Source organism: Streptomyces sp. STAM6 (assembly GCF_054963715.1).
The window spans coordinates 210,791-227,213 of the sequence record NZ_JBUEFZ010000003.1; the positions used below are offsets into that span (position 1 = coordinate 210,791).

Below are 16,423 nucleotides of genomic sequence, written 5' to 3' on the forward strand. Positions count from 1 at the left end.
CGGTCCGGCCGCTCTCTGCGGGAATCAGACCCCGAACAATTTCGGGCGGGTGGCTTCCGGCACAGCAAAGAGACACAATTCCGGGATGTGCTCCACCATCATGCTCAGCGCAATACGAGCCGGGCAAAGAACAATCGCGGACTTCCTGACCTACTCGGCCTTCAGTTCGGGCGGATAGAGGAAGTAGTTGGCGGCGGACGCCGCCTGGGCGCCTTCGTGGACGGCGGCGGCCACTTGATGGGAATGCAGGGCGGTCACGTCCCCGGCCGCGTACACGCCCGGCACCGACGTCTTCTGCTCGGAGTCCACCGCGATGTATCCGGCGGGCGTGAGGGCGACACCGAGCCGGCGGGCGAGCGAGGTCTCCGGCGTCGCGCCCTGGATGGAGAACAGCGCCTCCAGCTCCAGCCGGCGGCCGGTGCGGGTGACGAGCGCGCGCAGCCGGCCGTCCTCGCCCTCCGCCTCCTTGATCCGGTCGTGGATCACCTCGACACCGGCCCGCTCCAGCCGGCGGCGGAACGTTTCGCTGATCTCGTCGCCTCGGCTGTTGGTGAGCAGCCGCACCCGGTCGGTGAGGGCGTGGAGCTGCATCGCCTCACCGGCGGTCGCGTCGGTGTGGCCGACGACCAGGATGTCGCGGCCCCGGTTCTCGTATCCGTCGCAGGTGATGCACCAGAACATCGACCGGCCCACGTACGACTCCCAGCCGGGGAAGTGCGGGAAGTGGTCCAGCACCCCGGTCGCCAGCAGCACCGTGCGCGCCCGCCAGGAGTGCCCCTGGGAGCGCAGGACGAAGCCGCTCTCGGCGTCACCCTCCACGGAGTTGACCAGGTGGTGCACGATCCGCGCGTTGTCGTAGCGGGCGAGCTGCTCCACCGCGAGCTTCCGCAGGTCCACCGTGGCGATCCCGTCGGGGAAGCCCAGGTAGTTGTGATTGACCTGGTGGTGCGTGGAGCGGCCGTGACCCGTGTCGAAGACCAGGACGTCACGGTTGTAGCGGGCCAGGTAGATCGCGGCGGACAGCCCGGCGGGCCCGCCGCCCACGACCGCCGCGTCCGCCGTCCCCACGGCGCTCATGCCGCCACCTCCCCGACCCGGCCGCGCCGCCCGCCGCGGGGCGAGGCGTTCGGCGGGGCCGCGGAGGCCCGCGGAACCGAGGGGGTCGGCAGAGCCGAGGAGGCCGGCAACGCCGGGAAGGCAGGCAACGCCGGGAGGACCGTCCGGGTCAGGGACACCAGACGCGCGAACGACGCCAGCGAGGCCCTCGGCGCGAAGGACGCGAACCGGGCCGAGGACGCGAGGACCGTGAAGGGCGACACCGAGGCCCCGGCCCCCGCGGCCGCGCCCCGGAACTCGTACGCCGGTACGGCCGCGTGGCGCCGGTCCGGTACGCGGTGTCGGTCGAGTGTGTGGCGCCGGTCGGGTGCGTGGGACATCATCAACCTGCCCTCGTGATCGGCCTACTTGGCGAGACGGCGAACCGCCGCCATCGGGATGGAGAGCCACTCGGGCCGGTTGTGGGCCTCGTACACCGCCTCGTACACGGCCTTGTCCGCCTCGAACGCACGCAGCAGCACCGGCTGGTTGCGCGGATCGGTGCCGCCCGCCTCCGTGTACCCCGCGCAGAACGCCCGCCTGCCGTGCACCGCCCACGCCGAGGCACGCCGGGCCAGCCGGGTGCCCTGCACGTTCTGCGGCGACTGCTCGCCCGGCGGCACGCCGAGCACCTCCGCCAGCGCGTGGTGCGCCGCGTAGTCGAAGGACCGCAGCATCGAGGCGATGTCACGCAGCGCGGGCTGCAGCCGCCGCCGCTCCTCCCGCGGCTGCCCCGGCTCGCCCTCGAAGTCGATCACCACCCAGCCGTCCTCGGCGCGCAGGGTCTGCCCGAGGTGCAGATCGCCGTGGATCCGCTGGATGCGCAGCGGGGTGTTGCCCCGCTTCGCCACCTCGGCGAGGTCCTGGTGCACCGAGCGCAGCTGCCGGGCGAACGGCAGCAGCGACGGCACCTGGTCCAGCGCGTGGTCCAGCCGGCCCGTCAGCACCGCGACGAGCTCGTCGACCTGCGACGCGCTCAGCTCCCGGGTCTCCAGCTGCGCGGCGAGCGCGGCATGCACCCGTGCCGTGGCCATCCCCAGCCCGTGGGCCTCCTCCGCGAACCCGCCCAGCGGCGCGACACTCTCGCACTCGCCGACGATGCAGGCACGCGCCTCCTCCACGGCGATCTCCCAGCCGTCGCCCCGGTTGGGGACGAACTGCTGCAGGATGCCGAGTGTGAGGGTGCCGCCCGGCGCCGACGCGGACGTCTCGAACCAGCCCAGCGGCGCCGCGCTCGGCACGTCCCCGGCCCGCTGCAGCGCGGCGAGCATCTCGAGCTCCGGATTGGGCCCGGGCACGAGGTGCCGCAGCACCTTGAGCATCATGCGGTCACCGAACGCTATCGAGGTGTTGGACTGCTCCGCGGTGACCACCACGGCGGGCAGCCCGGCGGGGATGTCCGCGCCGGGGGAGCGGTGGAACTCGGCGTGCCCCGACGTGCCGCCCGCCGCGATCCGCGCCAGCAGCCGGCCCATCAGCTCCGGGTCGGCGGTCGCCTCGTAGAGCACCGAACCGCCGCTGTGCCCGATGATCGCGGGCCCGAGCGCGGTCGGCACCATGTCGCGCACCCCGACGAGCAGCTGGTACCACTCGTCGTGTTCCGTGCGCACGACCACCAGCAGCAGCGGCGGGCCGTCCGTGCACACGGCCTCGACCAGCACCGGCTCCACGTCGGGCGCCGACCAGTCCTTGCCGCCGAACCAGCGCTGCTCACCGAGCCACGCCGGCAGGAGCCGGTGCAGATCGGCGGCTATCCGCCCGGTGTCGAGGGCTTCCGGCAGTTCCGGGGTGACGGTCATGCCGCGGACACCTTCGCGCTACGGGAATCGGACAGGGCCGCCTCGGCCGCCCGCGAGCGGGACAGCACGGTGATCGCGTGCGCCAGGGAGACCATCGTCATGTGGTGGTGCCAGCCGCGGAACGAACGCCCCTCGAAGTCACGCACACCCAGCCGGTAGCCCACCTCCGTCAGATCGCGCTCGACCCGCCGGCTGAGCATGGCCGTGCGGTAGACCGTGCCGAGCCTCGGCTGCGACAGGTTGGACAGCCAGTACTCGCTCGGGCCGCGCCCGCCCGGCTTGCCCCAGGCCCCGAGGAGCACCAGGTCCTGCCGATCCAGCCGGCCGCCGCCCGGTGCGCGCAGCCGCACCCGGGTCGATCCCACGGACGTGGCCCGCACCATGCCGGTGCGGTGGTCCAGCCACTCGACCGGCATCCGGTTACGGCTCAGCGCCGCGGGCAGGTCGTGCGCCGTCTCCGGCGAACGGATGTCACCGGCCCGGCGCAGCTCGACGTCCGTGTGCGACATCCCGGGATCGATCCGTACGACGAACGGGATCTGGCGCTCGACCAGTTCGGCGCAGACCGCGGCGGGACCCGCGTCGCGCAGATCCATCACCACCGGCCGGGCCGGCATGCTCCACTCGTCACTCATCCGGCCGACCGAGCCGATCGCGCACTGCTCGGGCGGACAGGACCCCACATGATCCGGGATCGACGCCCGCTTGCGCATCTCCGGCCGGTCCGTCCAGCACTCGGGCAGCGCGAGCCACCAGTCCACGGGCGCGCTCAGCTGGTCGGACGCCAGCCACAGGCCCATGCCCTGCTGGCAGTTGACGACCCGTCCGAGCTTGGCCACGAACTGCCGCTCGACGCCGACGGAGTGCTGGCCGACCTTGGTGATCACCAGCGGCTGCACCACCCAGGCGCGCGGCTGGGCCTCCTGCTGGAGGAAGCGGGCCAACTCCTGCCGTACGGGAACACTGTCCCACGGCGATTTGGTGATGAATTGATAGAGACTTTGCTCCACGCCGCCGCCCGCGTTGTTCGCGAGCGCCCGCATCGTCTTCTTGCCGACGACCGACAGGAGACCGCGCACATACAGCTCGCCCCAGCGTCGTTGATCGCTGCGCGGAATGGACGCGAGTGTCCGGGCAAGAAACTCGGAGACTGTCGCGGTCGAAATATCGTCGGGCATATTCAGGTCTTGTTCCACGACCATTACCCAGCTCTCTCCCACAGAATGGCAGGCTCGGCAGCCGAACACCCTTCAAAAAGATTCGGTATTCGGCCTCGGCCTGAAAGTTCGGATCGGAGAACCGGGCCGGTGCGCAGGCCCAGCGGTACCTTCGCGCGCACCGGTCCCGGTTTCCACGGCCCGTCGTCACGGGGGACGGTGGACGACGGGCGGGGGGACGGGGCGGTGGTGGGTCAGCCGCCTCGTCGGTCTCCACGACTCCCGGCACCCCGTCCTGGGGCGGGTCCGCTAGCGGCCGCTCAGGTGCTCCAGCACGCGGTCGGGGCTGAGCCTGGCGAACAGCGGCGCCCATTCGGTCGGCGTCTCGCCCAGCTCGTTGTACATCTCGAAGGTGCGGCCGACCGCCGACGGACTGCTCAGGGCCTGAACGCACGCCTCCGCCACCGCCGACCTGGACACCCAGCCGTCGCCGCGGTCGCCCTGCTCCAGGCGCACCCGGTTGCCGGCGAAGCCCTCGTCGGTCAGCCAGCTCGGCCGGACGACGGTGTACGGCAGACCCGACTCGCGCACGGCGTCCTCACCGCGCAGCCGCCAGTCGAGCAGCCGCCCGTACGCGTTCATCGGGTGCTCGCGACGGGTCACGAAGATCTGGCTCACCAGCACGAAGTGCGGGCGTTCACCCTGCTCGGTGACGGCGGCCAGCACATTGCGGACACCGTCGTACATCGTCGTCTCGGGACTGTCCGGACCACTGTCGGCCGTGCCCGGCTCCACCGTGAAGACCACGCCCGCGCAGCCGCGCAGAGCGAGGGAGAGCGAGGCCGCGTACCGCACGTCGGCGCGGTGTTCCTCCACTCCGAGCGGGAGCCGGCCGCGCTCCGGATGCCGGCTCACCACCCGTACCCGGGTACCTTCTTGGAGCAGCCGCCGGGTCACCAGGCTCCCCAGCCGGCCCGCCCCTCCTATTACCGCAATGGGACTCCGCATGGCGGTCCCCTCCAAGGAGTGTGCCGCCGCTACACCCAGTTGAGGATGTCGTCGGCGCTCTTGAGTTCCGTTTCCGCGGGCACCCCGGTCATCGCGGGCACCCTGAGCCGCGGGTAGATGGTGACCCCGCAGAACCGTGACCCCGGCCAGAGCATCGCTCCGTCGCCGATGGCCGAGAATCGTTCGAGCTTCGAAGGGCGGGTCCGCTCCGAGCAGACCTCCGCCATGGGCCCTATGTACGAGTCCTCGATCTCGGCGTAGGCGCCGACGACCGCGGACTCCCCGACCGCGGACCGGACCAGGGTGCCGCCCTCCCGGACCTCGGCCCCGTCGCCGATGTCCGAGTGCTCGAGCCGCACCCCGGGCCCGATCTCCACTTCCCGGCCGATCCGGACACCCGGACCGATCACCACCGAGCCCTCCTCGATCTTCTGGGCCAGGGTGGTGCCGGTGACGTCGTCCTTCGTCCGCAGGCTGCTCTCATGGATCCAGGCCCGCGGCGAGTCGAAGTCGGGAAGATCCATGAGCCGGTTCATCTGCTCGTACGCACCGTTGAGCACGAGCCGCAAGGTGTGCAGGTAGTCGGGCACATTGCCCAGGTCGCCGAGCCGGCCGATGGCGTGCGTCGCCACCGGCAGCCCGCGGGCGGCCAGCCAGGGCAGCAGGTCGCCGCCCCAGTCCAGGCGCTGGTAGCTCTGCCGGAACAGTTCCGGCTCACGGGCGAGCAGCCGCAGCCGGGCACAGTCCACCAGATACATGCCCGCGTTGGTCGGCAGGGTGGCCCCGGGGTCCTCGGCCGTGCGCGGGAAGAGCTCCCCGATGCGATCACGGTCCGGCTTCTCGACGAACCCCTGGACCAGGCCGTCCTCGTCGGTACGCATGACCCCGTACTTGCCGGCGATCTCGTCGGCGGTGCGCCGCACCGCGGCCACGGTCACCAGGGCGCCGCGGTCGGCGTGCGTCTCCTCCATCGCCTTCAGATCGAAGTCGAAGAGCGAGTCCACCGGCAGTACGAGGGCGCGGCCCTGCAGGTCCCACTGTTCGAGATTGTGCAGGGTGGCGCCGGCCGAGCCGACGTTGTAGCGGTCGAACCGCGAGCGGGAGTACGTGACCTCCACACCGTGACGTTCGCCGTGGCCGAGCAGCAGCTTGATCTGCGTACGGTTCTCGAGGCCGTGCGTCACCACGTAGAAGCGGCGGATGCCCTGCTCACGGCAGGCATCGACGACCCACTCGACGAGACGGCGGCCGGCGAACGGGATCAGCGCCTTGCTGCGGATGTGGTCCGAGGACTTCAGGGTGATGGGCTTGGCCCGCTCCCCCCTGCCACCCGCCAGGAGTATCCCGACTGTTTCGCGGTTCTTCTCCGTACTCATCCAGCGCCCCCATCGATTCGGGCCGAACTGTGACGCCCGAATTCACATCGCGGAAATCTGACGGTCTGTCGGGGCCTGTGCGCCCCCGGATCGTTCGCTCGGTCGGCGAGCGCCGATCAGCCCCAGCCGTCATCCCCGTCGGTGGTCCCGAAGATCGGGCCGGCGGCGACCGAGTTGACGGAATTCATTCCTCCGGCGCGACTGTCCGTGACCAGCTCGGAGAACCCGACCGCAAGGGCCAAAGTCAGCGCCGCAAAGAGCACTCGTATGACCTTTCGTGAGTGGTGCATTTTCCCTCCCCTGGCTGAAAGGCCCCTCGGCCTCTCGCTGTGGAAAGAATGCCTTATGCCCACACCCAAAACGGCCGTTGAGTAGCATCATGATCACGCAATGCAAGAACCAGAAGGAGACGCAAATGTGCAGAAAATCGGACTTAGCGCCTCATTCAAACGTTGTGCGGCTCTGCGAGCGTGGCCTTGAGGTGTACCGACGTGCGCTGACGCACGGTCCGATATCGGGGGATGTGCCCGAGTGTCTTCTCCGGCTCGGCCTGTTGCGGCCGTTGGCTGAAAGCCCGGCACTCCTGGCAGCCGTCCCTCCGGACATCGCGGGCCGTGAACTCACCCGCCCCATCGAACGCGAGGTGCTCGCGCACCAGCACACGGTGGCCGCCATCCGTGACTCAATCACAGCGGCGGACACCGTCTACCGCGCCGCCCGTCAAGGGGCGTCCGCACCCGTACGACTGCTCCAGGGAGAGGAAGTGATCCACGCCGCGCTCGAACAGGCGGCCGACGCCTGTCGCGAGGAATTGCTGACGTGCCAGCCGGGCGGCAGCAGGGACCCCGAGAACCTCGCCAGATCCCTCTCCCGCGTCCTCGCGATGCACCGACGCGGCGTCAAACAGCGCACCCTCTACCAGCACACGGTGCGCACCCACGGCCCCACGCTCGCCTACATCGAGCAGGCCACCGCCTCGGGCGCACAGTTCCGCACGCTCAACGAGGTCTTCGACCGGCTGATCATCTACGACCGAACCACGGCCTTCATCCCCGACCCGCGCCACGAGCGCAAAACCGCGGCGCTCGCCATAGAACACCCGGCGATCGTCCACTACCTGGCCACCGTCTTCGAACACGCGTGGTCCAGAGGCGAAGCGGTCAGCATCACCCAGGAATACATCCGTCCTCCGCTGATGACCGACGAGACCCGTCGAGCCGTCCTGCGCCTGATGGTCGAGGGGCACACCGACGCGGCGATCGCTTCCCGGCTGGGCATCAGCGCCCGGACGGTCTCCACCCACATCAAGAAGGCCTCCGACCTCCTCGGCGGCCGCAGCCGCGCCCACCTCGCGTATCTGCTGGCCCAGTCGGACCTCCTCCACCCGGACCACGCCTGACCGGTCACCCGGGAGGCGGTACTGCCCCGCCCCCACCCCCCACATCCGCACCTCGGCGGAGGTGGGGCCGTCCCGATCGGACGGCCCGCCTCTGATCGCGCGGGAGCAGTGTGACCCAACGGTGCCTACTCCGAGGCTGTTTGGGCTGATCGCTTCCCAGTCTGGCCAATGGATGCACCACTCTGATCGTCAGTGACCGCATGTGACCGCTGCGGCGCGGTCCTGCCGGATGCCCGACGACAGTCGCCACGACGGCCTCCGATTTCTCCACGCGGCCCGCGCCCACACCCCGCCACCCCTCGGCCGCGCGCTGTCGGCCGCCGGTTGCCGGGCGCATCTCCCGCGTCGTACCGCGTTGCCCCGACGAACCGATGCACCCCGCGTTCCCTCCCACCCACCCTCTCCGCACCGGTCGGCGGGCCGGCGACCCTCATGGTGTGGGGGCCTTGGACAAGGGAGCCGCGCGCGCTGCACGGCGGGCAGTCCCGCTGCCCGTACCGCGGGCTGCCGCGGGGCCGGTTGGCGACACCGGAACAGAACTGGGTGCTTCCGGAACCGGACATGGCCCCGCAGGCCGACACGGAGCCGGTGGAACATCGAGCGATCAGCGCGAAACTGACCAGCCCGACGGCAGCCGCGTCATGCTGCGAAGGGGGACCCCCGTGAGGTCGTGAACCTGATCGACGCGGCTGTTCGTAGACGCCGGGACGGGTGCACTGAGCAGGAACTCGACGCAAAGGCGGCCTGCAGGCACATCCATGACGATGTGGATCCGGACCAGGTCCCCACCGAGCTGCGCACGAGCCGCATCCATGAACTCTGACGTGGGGGAAGCATGAGTGACAGCGACGACAATACAGCGGCTGATTCCGCCGCCCTTCGGCTCCTCTCCTGCCGGCTGAAAGCCCAACATGCCGCAGTGCTGCGTGGATGGGGGGCGGGCTGATGAGCACGCCCCTTCCGGCGCCTCCCACAAAGAACGCAGACATCGACGTTACCCCCAGTTCGCTGTACGCCCTCTCGGGCTACGTCGCGCATCTCCAGGACTGAAACAAGGGGGCCAACCAACTCCTCGGTGAGCTTGGCCGGTATCCGGATTGCGGGGGCTACGGAACCGCCGCATGGGAGTTCGCCGCCGCTAAAAAGAAAGTCGGCAACCGCTTCATCGAGGTGTGGGCCAAGTGGCGAATGTCGGCGGCGCCGCGGTCGGCTTCACGGTGACCGCGAACCACTACGCTACCGCCGACGCCGCCACGGACCCCTCGGGCGCTCCGGCCCGACTCAGCCACGGCCGGTCGTGATCGACACGCCACCGAACTACGGGTCCGTAACGGACCTCTCAAGCCCCGGCACCCGTGTGCGCCCCTTCGAAGAACTGGGAGGATGACCCGTGACCCATCTGGAAGAGGCGTCGTGGAGCTGTTCCTTGCGGGCGCTGTTCGGGCAGGGCATGTTCGCGGCTGTGGGCGCGCGACGGCACGATGACTGGCGTCTGGACGCTCTCGACGTCATGCGTCTGCAGACCGCGATCCTCGTGGCTGGTCGGGGTTTGTCGCGGCACCAGGAGGGGGCGATTACGGCGCTGGCCTGGGAAACCCGTTCAGTGCTGTCACGCCGGGTGACTTCAAGTCGGCCTTCCCCTTGTCCAAGCGGGGGGCCGAGCAAGTATGGGTCACTCTTCAGGGCGAGTGGTTCCAAGTGGACGAAATCCCTGACTTCGCCGCGCGTGAGGCCGAATTGACCGGTCACGCGAGAGTGGTCCTCGCAAGGTCGGAGGAGATGCGCTGTTCTTCACCGATGCGGCGACGGCGCGAGTGAATCCCCATGCCGACATGTATGGTCGCGAGGGTGCCTACGAGGGCTTCACCGGGCACGTAATGGACTGCGGTGTAATCGCTTTCTCGGCCACGGAAGTCGGCGTCTTCTGGGGCTTCACGATTGATTGACGTTTCTACAGAAACGCGCAACCCGGTTCCGCCACTTACCTCCACCGGGCGACCGCGGAGTGGTGCACCCAACAGGTCGGGCTCGACGGGAAGCCCGTGCGCCTCGTCGCGGCGCTGTGAAGCTCCAACCGCGCGACCATGTCGGCGAGCACCACACCCTCACACCGGCGCCGGCCCCTCGACACGCAGGGCACGCCCGGAGGCGAACCGGTGCTCGCCGAAGGCCACCGGTTCCGCGAGCGTCTCGACGGGTGACGTGACGACGGCCGGCCCATGACCCGGCCGCCGTCACACACGGGATTCGGTAGTGGCCCCGCGTCGTACACAAGCAGCGCGTGGTCGCCCTCGGCGGGCGGCCCGCCCGCGGCCCGGCCGGGGCCGGGCCGCGGAGGCCCGGCGGATCACGCGTCGGGGTTCATGCCCTGGGCGGTCTTCTTCAGCCGGTCGATCTGGAGCTTCGCGAGGTCGTTGTAGTTCGGCTTCTCGACGAAGGTGCCTTCGCCGTTCACCACGGCGACGACACTGCCGATCCGCATCATGACCGTGGTCTCGCCTTCGGCGTCCTCGAAGGCCTCGGTCTCCTCGGCACCCGCGCTGATCTCCACCAGCTTCGGCTTCTTTCCGTCCTTCTCGGCCTTGCCGCGCTCCTCGGTCACCAGGGCCTTGTACGTGGCCCTGGCGTCGTCCGGGCTCTGGAAGGCCAGGATGCCGAAGACGACCTCACCGTCGTAGTCGGAGCTGTCGCCCCGGCTGCCGGCGTCCGCGTCGAAGTCGGTACCGCCCATGCTGAGCAGCCCGCCGCAGTTGGACTCGGTCGATTCGGTGCACGCCTCGACGGCCTTCTCGCCGGCCTCGACCTCGACGTCGTCGCCCTCGAAGCCCTTGGGGGCGCTCGCCTTGCTGGGGAGGGCCGTGCGGACCATGTCCGGCGTGAACGTGACCGGCGGCTTGTCACCGTCCCCGCGGAAGGCATCCAGACCGTCGTCCGAACCACCACACCCCGTCAGTACGGCCATCAGCACCACTCCGGCCGCGATCCCCCGTGCTGCCTTACTCAAGGTCAACCCCTCGTGTTCATTGTCGATTTGACGTGGACACTCAAGCGCACGACGGCTGAGTACACCAAATGCGTCTCGCCTGTCGCCCGCCGCCCCGCCCCGTCCATCTGCACCACCGGCTTGCCGCCGGCCCGGCGATCCGGGCGGCGGCTGGAGGGCGTGAGCCGCTGCCCGGGCATCGTCCGGTCGGCAGCGAGAGCGTGAACCGCCGCCGGGCATCGTCCCCGTCCTGTGCGGACGCCCGTGCTGCGATCACCGCGCTCCAGATCCCCGCCATACGCCGGCCCGGGTGCTCCTCCCGACGCTGGACCTCGTCGAGCTCCTGCCGGGCGCTCAGAGACCCCAATCCCACCGGTCGACGCCGGCGAAAGGGCCGGGAGGGGTTCATGTTCACCGCCATGCGGTGTCCGACGTGTGGGACCCCAGCGTCCGCACGCCGGGCGGGAGAGCCCCTTCCTCACGGCCGTCTCGTACATGAGCTCCATGCACCGCAGCCGCGGCCGAATGGCTGGCCGCCTTCCCTGTCTGTCGGCCCCACGTGGCTACGAGTCCGGCCGCAGCGGTTGGCCTCAGATGAGGCATTGCCTCGCGAGGGTGGCAGTGTTCTGATCGCCGGAGTCGTTCGACCTGGCGGCCGTTAGGGTGAGGGCCGTTGGGCGGAGCCCGAGCCTGGATCGAAGCGCGGGGAATTGTGAGCGGTCTTACGGAAGCAAAGCTGAGGGCGCTGGCCGGGGAGCGTTCGTTCGAGCGTGGGCTCGGTTACGTCGACGCGGTGTCTGGTGTGGAGTTCGGTGACGGCTGGATCAGGGCGTCGGTGCGCGGCACGGAGCGGTACGAGGCGGAGCTGGTCCTGGGCGGACGCAAGGGGCCGGCCGGCACGTGCGACTGCCCGTACGGTCGGGAAGGCAACTTCTGCAAGCACCTGGTCGCTCTCGGCCTGAAGGTGATGGCGCAGGAGGCAGACCTCCCCCGTCAACGGGAGTCGGCCCGGGACCGGGCGCGCGGCCTCGACGCCTGGCTGTCCGGCCTGTCGCGTGAGGACCTGCTCGCTCTCGTACGGGAGGAGATCGCCGAGGACAGGCAGCTGCGGCGCCGCCTGGAACTGCGGGCAGCGAGCGCTCGCGGAGACCTGGCCGGGATCCGGTCCCGCATCCGTGAGCTGCTCGACATCGGCCCGTTCGCCCAGTACGGCTACGTCGAGTATGCCGACGCCCGTGCCTACGCCGACCAGGCGGGGCAATCGGTGTCCGCGATCCGGTCGCTGACGGCCTCGGGCCGGGCGGTTGACGCGATGGAGCTGGCGCGGGAGGCGATCGGGCTGCTGGCCGGGGTCGTCGAGAGCGTCGACGACTCCGACGGCCGGCTCGGCCAGATCGGTGCCGACCTCGCCGGCGCCCACCTCGACGCCTGCCGCGAAGCCAGCCCAGACCCTGAAGAACTCGCGCACTGGCTGGTGAACCACGTCCTCGACGATGCGGCCGACCTGACGGACATCGACCCGCTGGACTACGAGGACCTGCTTGGCGAGCCGGGCCTGGCCGCCCTGCGCCGGTACGCGACGGAGGCTTGGAAGGCGAACCGCACCGGCTGGGCCGAGAAGCACCTGATCCAGCACCTCGCGAAGTCGGTGCGGGACATCGACACGGTGATCGCCATACACGCCGCCGACCTGGCACCCGATGGCCACACTCACCTGCTCATCGCCCGCGAACTGGGCACTGCCGACCGCCCCGCCGAAGCCCTGGAATGGGCCGAGCGCGGCATCCGCGAGACCGAGGACCTCGCCACGGCCGACACCGCCCTTGTCGACCACCTCGCCGACCGCTACACCGGGACGGGCCGACTCGCAGACGCCGTCACCCTGCGCCGCGACCACTTCACGGCCCGCCGCACTCTACTGACCTACCAGCAGCTACGTGCCGCTGCCAGAACCGCCGCATGCTGGTCGCACGAGCGCGAGAGGGCCCTGGAGCTCCTGCGCGCCGACGCGAAACGGAAAGACGGTCACGGCGGCCGCGTCCTCGTCGACGCCCTCCTCGACGACAAGGACACCGACGCGGCCTGGCAGGCCGCCGCGACACACGGCGCTCACGACGGCCAGTGGCTCACCCTCGCCGACCAGTCACGTCCCACCCGCCCCGCCGATGCACTCGCCGTCTACCGCCGCCTGGCCGCCCCACTCACCCGCCAGACCGGCAACCACGCCTACGAGAGGCGGCGATGGATCGGGCCGAGGGCACCTGGAAAGAGATTTACGACGACGGTTCATGGGACAGCGAGGACGAGCGCAACGATCATCTCGCGGACCATATGCACGAGGCGAGGCAAGAGGCGACCTCCGAGCGTGCGGCACGGGCGGGCCGCTTTCTGATGGAGCTCTGTGATCACCTTGCGGAGACGGTGTGGCCGGAGGTCACGTGTGCCCTTCGTCGAGCAGACCTCGAAAAAGTGGCCCGGGCCTTGAAGGAGGCGTCCGTGGCGGGAAAGACGGCTCCGGCGGTGTACAAGCTTTACGAGGTCAATCTGTCGGTGCAGTACGAATCCTCGCCGTACTCGCTGGGGGCCGTGGGCGAACAGTTGATGGCCTTCGAGTCATGGCTGGGGACAGAAGGCAGGCGCTGACGCGGCTGCCCGGAATTCGCGATCGCGTTTCGTACGGTCAGTCGCTGTCAGACCTTGATCACTGTGACGCGTCCACCGCACAGGGTGATGAGGTCCTCCTGGTCGGAGGTGAGGATCGTGACAGGCCCCGGTGAGGCGAGCGCGGTGGCGGCGAGCATGGCGTCGATGGCGTACTTGTGACCGTGCAGGCCGGCGTCGGCGAGGAGGGCGGCGGCGTGGCGGGCGATCGGTTCGGTGATCGGCTCCACGGCGAGACGGGAGAGCGTCCACTCCAGGGCCGGGCGGTTGATGCGGGGGTGGACCACTTCGACGAGGGTGGCCGCCGAGGTGATCACACGCAGGTCGTCGGCGCGGGCCAGGGCGAGCCAGGCGGTGACCGCGCGGTCGCGCAGGACGGCCTTGGCCAGGCCTTCGCTGTCGAGGACGAGGGTTCCGCCGGGGATCGCGGGGGAGCGGGTCACGCTGCGCTCGCCCCATGCTGGTTCTGCTCGCGACGGGCCTGGGCGAGCTGGTCGCGCAGGGACTGGATCTCGTCGTCAGTGACGGGACCGTGCTCGGCCTCGGCGACGGCGATGAGTTCGTTGAGGTTGTCGCGTTCGATCTGGCGGGCGACGGCGGCGGCCACGTAGGCGGAAAGGCCGGAGGGGCCGCTGCGGGCCTTGGCGGCTTCGGCGATGTCGCGCGGCATGGTGATCGAGTACTTTCCGGTGGGCTCGCTCATGCCACTTATCCTACCCTTCATCCTCCTGGCGGCTTTCTTGGCTGACACTGGAACCGCAGGCGGCATTCAGGTTTCGGCGAAGACCCGGAACGAGACCAACGACGCGCTCTGCTCCATCACCATGGCGATGCTCGGAAGGACACGAGGGCGGCCGGGTGACGAGCTGCTGCGGCGGGCGCTGCGGAACTGGGCGTTCGTGATCCCCCGGCCCGATACGCGCACCGCGCCCACAGAGGTGCGGCTCGCTCTGGACTGGGTCGCCCGGGCTTCACGCCCCCTGGACGGCCTTCTGGACCCGGTCGTGATGCGCGGCGTGCTGCAGGCTCTCCGGCTGAAGCAGGACGGTACGGTCGCGGCTGCGGAAACACAGCGACGCAAGCGCACGACGCTCGTGAACTCGGTGCGGTAATTCCATGAGAAGGGCGGCATCGTGGGCTCCCGCACGTACGATCGCGCCTGGCACGGGGCCCGCGAACTCGCCCCCCGCCGGACCTGGTGGTGTCTCCCCTCGCCGCCCGCTCTTACGACCTGCGACACTCGGCCCTGTCCACCTGGCTGAACGCCGGCGTCGACCCCACCGAGGTCGCCGAACGGGCGGGCAATAGCGTCGAGGTCCTCATGAGCCGGTACGCGAAATGCCTCTACGGCCGTCAGGCCCTCGCCAACAGGCGCATCGACGCGCTTCTGGGCGAATACGGATGAGAGGCCGCCAACCTCCTCGCGGTCAACCCAGTTGCCCACGGGGATCTCATGCCCCGCGCGTCCCTCGGGTGCGCCGATGTCAGAGGGAGCCCGCGCCGTATCTGTAAACAACCCGGCCGGAGAGGTGAGATGCGAAGTGCAACGGCCCCGCGCTCCGTATGTGGTTGACCCGCGCTGGCGGGAAAGGCGCAGGTCACGGTGTGGGGGGATGGGGTTCTCCGCTCTCTCCGAGGCTTTTCGTCCCGCACATGTCCCACGACGTCGATTTCGCGGGATCGAACATACGGGACACTGTGCGTCCGGCGCGGTAAAGGTCCAGGTCAGGGCGACGTCGCTGGGAGCAGGAGCGGCAAGGTAGGCCGTTGCTGTTTCAGCCCCATGCAAAGAGGGTCTGACCAGCGTTTCCGCTGGTCAGACCCTCTTTCCGGAAGTGCCCCCGGCAGGATTCGAACCTGCGCACACGGCTCCGGAGGCCGTTGCTCTATCCCCTGAGCTACGGGGGCGTCCGCCGCGTTCCTGCGGCGACGGGTAGAACCCTACCAGCTCCCGGAGGGTGCCTGTGAACAGGTATTTACGGGCGGCAGTCGTCGGCCGTGCCGCGTCGCCCGTGCGGGGCGGAAGTGGGGAAAACCCGGACGCAGGGCCGGATCGCGACCTACTCTCGAGTTGTGTCAGGCGTGTCCGGCCGGGTCCTTGTGGTGGACGACAACAGGGTCATTCGGCAGCTGATCAGGGTCAACCTCGAGCTGGAGGGCTTTGAGGTGGTGACCGCGGCCGACGGTGCCGAATGTCTGGATGTCGTGCATCGCGTCTGCCCCGATGTGGTCACCCTCGATGTCGTCATGCCGCGGCTCGACGGGCTGAGGACCGCCGAGCGGCTGCGGGAGGATCCGCGGACCAGGGACCTGCCCGTCGCGATCATCAGTGCGTGCACGCAGTACGAGGTGGATACCGGGCTCGCCGCCGGGGTCGACGCCTTCCTCGCGAAGCCCTTCGAGCCCGCCGAACTGGTGCGGCTGGTGCGGCAACTGATGCGCCGGGACTCGCCGATGCACCCGGAGCCGCCCCCGCCTCCGGTGGACGGGCGGCGCGGTGCCGGGCGGGCGGAGAGCACGCGCGGCTGAGCAGAGCGCCCGGGTCCGGGACGATTGCCCGACGAGGTCGCGGGACTACGCGGTGGGACAGGCTGCGCTTCAGACGCTCGCGCGCTGCCATGACTCGCCTGCGGCGCGGCTCGACCTGGGCGCCTCGGCACAGGGCATCCGCCCGGCGGGGCCAAGCCACCCCGCAAGAGGAGAGGCCCGGCTGCGCAGGGTCCGGCCGGCCAAAGGCCCCTGGACCCGACTGAGCCCCGCCGGCCTCATCGGTCTCCCCCCGTGTGTTCGGTCCCGCCCGACAGACCTACTGGCGCCCTCGTCGCATCCCCGCCGCGCGAGCCGACAGCATGAGCGACCCGGCAGCGCTCCACCCGGGCCCTCCATCCGGCGCCCCCGGCGCCCCGCACCCCCGAGCGCCCCGCCCCAGCACTTCCCGGCCGCCC

General features: G+C 70.0%; 14 protein-coding genes and 1 tRNA gene. 6 read left to right on the forward strand and 9 right to left on the reverse strand.

Annotation, left to right across the window (positions count from 1 at the left end; all coding sequences use genetic code 11):
- Positions 1-150: 150 nt before the first annotated feature.
- From ACY34K_RS05715 to ACY34K_RS05735, 5 genes are all read right to left on the reverse strand, one after another.
- A complete protein-coding gene (locus ACY34K_RS05715; protein WP_462744365.1) occupies positions 151-1,077 on the reverse strand; it encodes an NAD(P)/FAD-dependent oxidoreductase in 927 nt (308 codons plus the stop codon).
- A gap of 383 nt (positions 1,078-1,460) precedes the next feature.
- Positions 1,461-2,894 (reverse strand): maltokinase N-terminal cap-like domain-containing protein, encoded by a 1,434-nt coding sequence (locus ACY34K_RS05720; protein ID WP_462744367.1) that lies wholly within the window; start codon positions 2,892-2,894, stop codon positions 1,461-1,463.
- Positions 2,891-4,072 carry an IS701 family transposase gene (locus tag ACY34K_RS05725; protein WP_462744369.1) on the reverse strand — a complete coding sequence of 394 codons (1,182 nt, stop codon included), beginning with the start codon at positions 4,070-4,072 and terminating at the stop codon, positions 2,891-2,893. The genes ACY34K_RS05720 and ACY34K_RS05725 overlap by 4 nt, the downstream gene beginning before the upstream one ends.
- Before the next feature lie 288 nt (positions 4,073-4,360).
- On the reverse strand, positions 4,361-5,059 hold the full coding sequence (locus tag ACY34K_RS05730; protein WP_462744371.1) for an SDR family oxidoreductase: 699 nt from the start codon (positions 5,057-5,059) through the stop codon (positions 4,361-4,363).
- Positions 5,060-5,088: 29 nt separating this feature from the next.
- Entirely contained in the window at positions 5,089-6,435 is a 1,347-nt protein-coding gene (locus tag ACY34K_RS05735; RefSeq protein ID WP_462744373.1) for a sugar phosphate nucleotidyltransferase, read from the reverse strand.
- 562 nt (positions 6,436-6,997) lie between these two features.
- Here ACY34K_RS05735 and ACY34K_RS05740 point away from each other — a divergent pair.
- Positions 6,998-7,834 (forward strand): helix-turn-helix transcriptional regulator, encoded by an 837-nt coding sequence (locus ACY34K_RS05740; RefSeq protein ID WP_462744375.1) that lies wholly within the window; start codon positions 6,998-7,000, stop codon positions 7,832-7,834.
- 2,347 nt (positions 7,835-10,181) lie between these two features.
- On the opposite strand, the gene ACY34K_RS05745 is transcribed toward ACY34K_RS05740, so the two are convergent.
- A complete protein-coding gene (locus ACY34K_RS05745) occupies positions 10,182-10,838 on the reverse strand; it encodes a hypothetical protein (RefSeq protein WP_462744377.1) in 657 nt (218 codons plus the stop codon).
- A 691-nt stretch (positions 10,839-11,529) separates the two neighbouring features.
- Between ACY34K_RS05745 and ACY34K_RS05750 the strand changes: the two genes are divergently transcribed.
- Both ACY34K_RS05750 and ACY34K_RS05755 read left to right on the forward strand, forming a co-directional pair.
- Positions 11,530-13,209 carry an SWIM zinc finger family protein gene (locus ACY34K_RS05750; RefSeq protein WP_462744379.1) on the forward strand — a complete coding sequence of 560 codons (1,680 nt, stop codon included), beginning with the start codon at positions 11,530-11,532 and terminating at the stop codon, positions 13,207-13,209.
- Positions 13,210-13,313: 104 nt separating this feature from the next.
- A complete protein-coding gene (locus tag ACY34K_RS05755; protein ID WP_462744381.1) occupies positions 13,314-13,460 on the forward strand; it encodes a hypothetical protein in 147 nt (48 codons plus the stop codon).
- 47 nt (positions 13,461-13,507) lie between these two features.
- On the opposite strand, the gene ACY34K_RS05760 is transcribed toward ACY34K_RS05755, so the two are convergent.
- Positions 13,508-13,921: a PIN domain-containing protein gene (locus ACY34K_RS05760; protein ID WP_462744383.1), complete on the reverse strand. Its 414-nt coding sequence runs from the start codon at positions 13,919-13,921 to the stop codon at positions 13,508-13,510.
- Positions 13,918-14,181: a CopG family transcriptional regulator gene (locus ACY34K_RS05765; RefSeq protein ID WP_462744385.1), complete on the reverse strand. Its 264-nt coding sequence runs from the start codon at positions 14,179-14,181 to the stop codon at positions 13,918-13,920. The genes ACY34K_RS05760 and ACY34K_RS05765 overlap by 4 nt, the downstream gene beginning before the upstream one ends.
- Positions 14,182-14,218: 37 nt before the next feature.
- Between ACY34K_RS05765 and ACY34K_RS05770 the strand changes: the two genes are divergently transcribed.
- Positions 14,219-14,590 carry a hypothetical protein gene (locus ACY34K_RS05770; RefSeq protein ID WP_462744387.1) on the forward strand — a complete coding sequence of 124 codons (372 nt, stop codon included), beginning with the start codon at positions 14,219-14,221 and terminating at the stop codon, positions 14,588-14,590.
- A gap of 89 nt (positions 14,591-14,679) precedes the next feature.
- On the forward strand, positions 14,680-14,883 hold the full coding sequence (locus tag ACY34K_RS05775) for a hypothetical protein (protein ID WP_462744389.1): 204 nt from the start codon (positions 14,680-14,682) through the stop codon (positions 14,881-14,883).
- Positions 14,884-15,314: 431 nt separating this feature from the next.
- Here the strand turns inward: ACY34K_RS05775 and ACY34K_RS05780 are convergent.
- A tRNA-Arg gene (locus ACY34K_RS05780) sits at positions 15,315-15,386 on the reverse strand.
- A 117-nt stretch (positions 15,387-15,503) separates the two neighbouring features.
- Here ACY34K_RS05780 and ACY34K_RS05785 point away from each other — a divergent pair.
- Entirely contained in the window at positions 15,504-16,007 is a 504-nt protein-coding gene (locus tag ACY34K_RS05785) for a response regulator (protein WP_462744391.1), read from the forward strand.
- Positions 16,008-16,423: the final 416 nt, after the last annotated feature.

Bases quoted from the DNA above. Each gene is read 5' to 3' on its own strand.
- ACY34K_RS05730 (WP_462744371.1), bottom strand. From the start codon at position 5,059: ATGCGGAGTCCCATTGCGGTAATAGGAGGGGCGGGCCGGCTGGGGAGC.
- ACY34K_RS05735 (WP_462744373.1), bottom strand. From the start codon at position 6,435: ATGAGTACGGAGAAGAACCGCGAAACAGTCGGGATACTCCTGGCGGGT.
- ACY34K_RS05715 (WP_462744365.1), bottom strand. From the start codon at position 1,077: ATGAGCGCCGTGGGGACGGCGGACGCGGCGGTCGTGGGCGGCGGGCCC.
- ACY34K_RS05725 (WP_462744369.1), bottom strand. From the start codon at position 4,072: ATGCCCGACGATATTTCGACCGCGACAGTCTCCGAGTTTCTTGCCCGG.
- ACY34K_RS05765 (WP_462744385.1), bottom strand. From the start codon at position 14,181: ATGAGCGAGCCCACCGGAAAGTACTCGATCACCATGCCGCGCGACATC.
- ACY34K_RS05720 (WP_462744367.1), bottom strand. From the start codon at position 2,894: ATGACCGTCACCCCGGAACTGCCGGAAGCCCTCGACACCGGGCGGATA.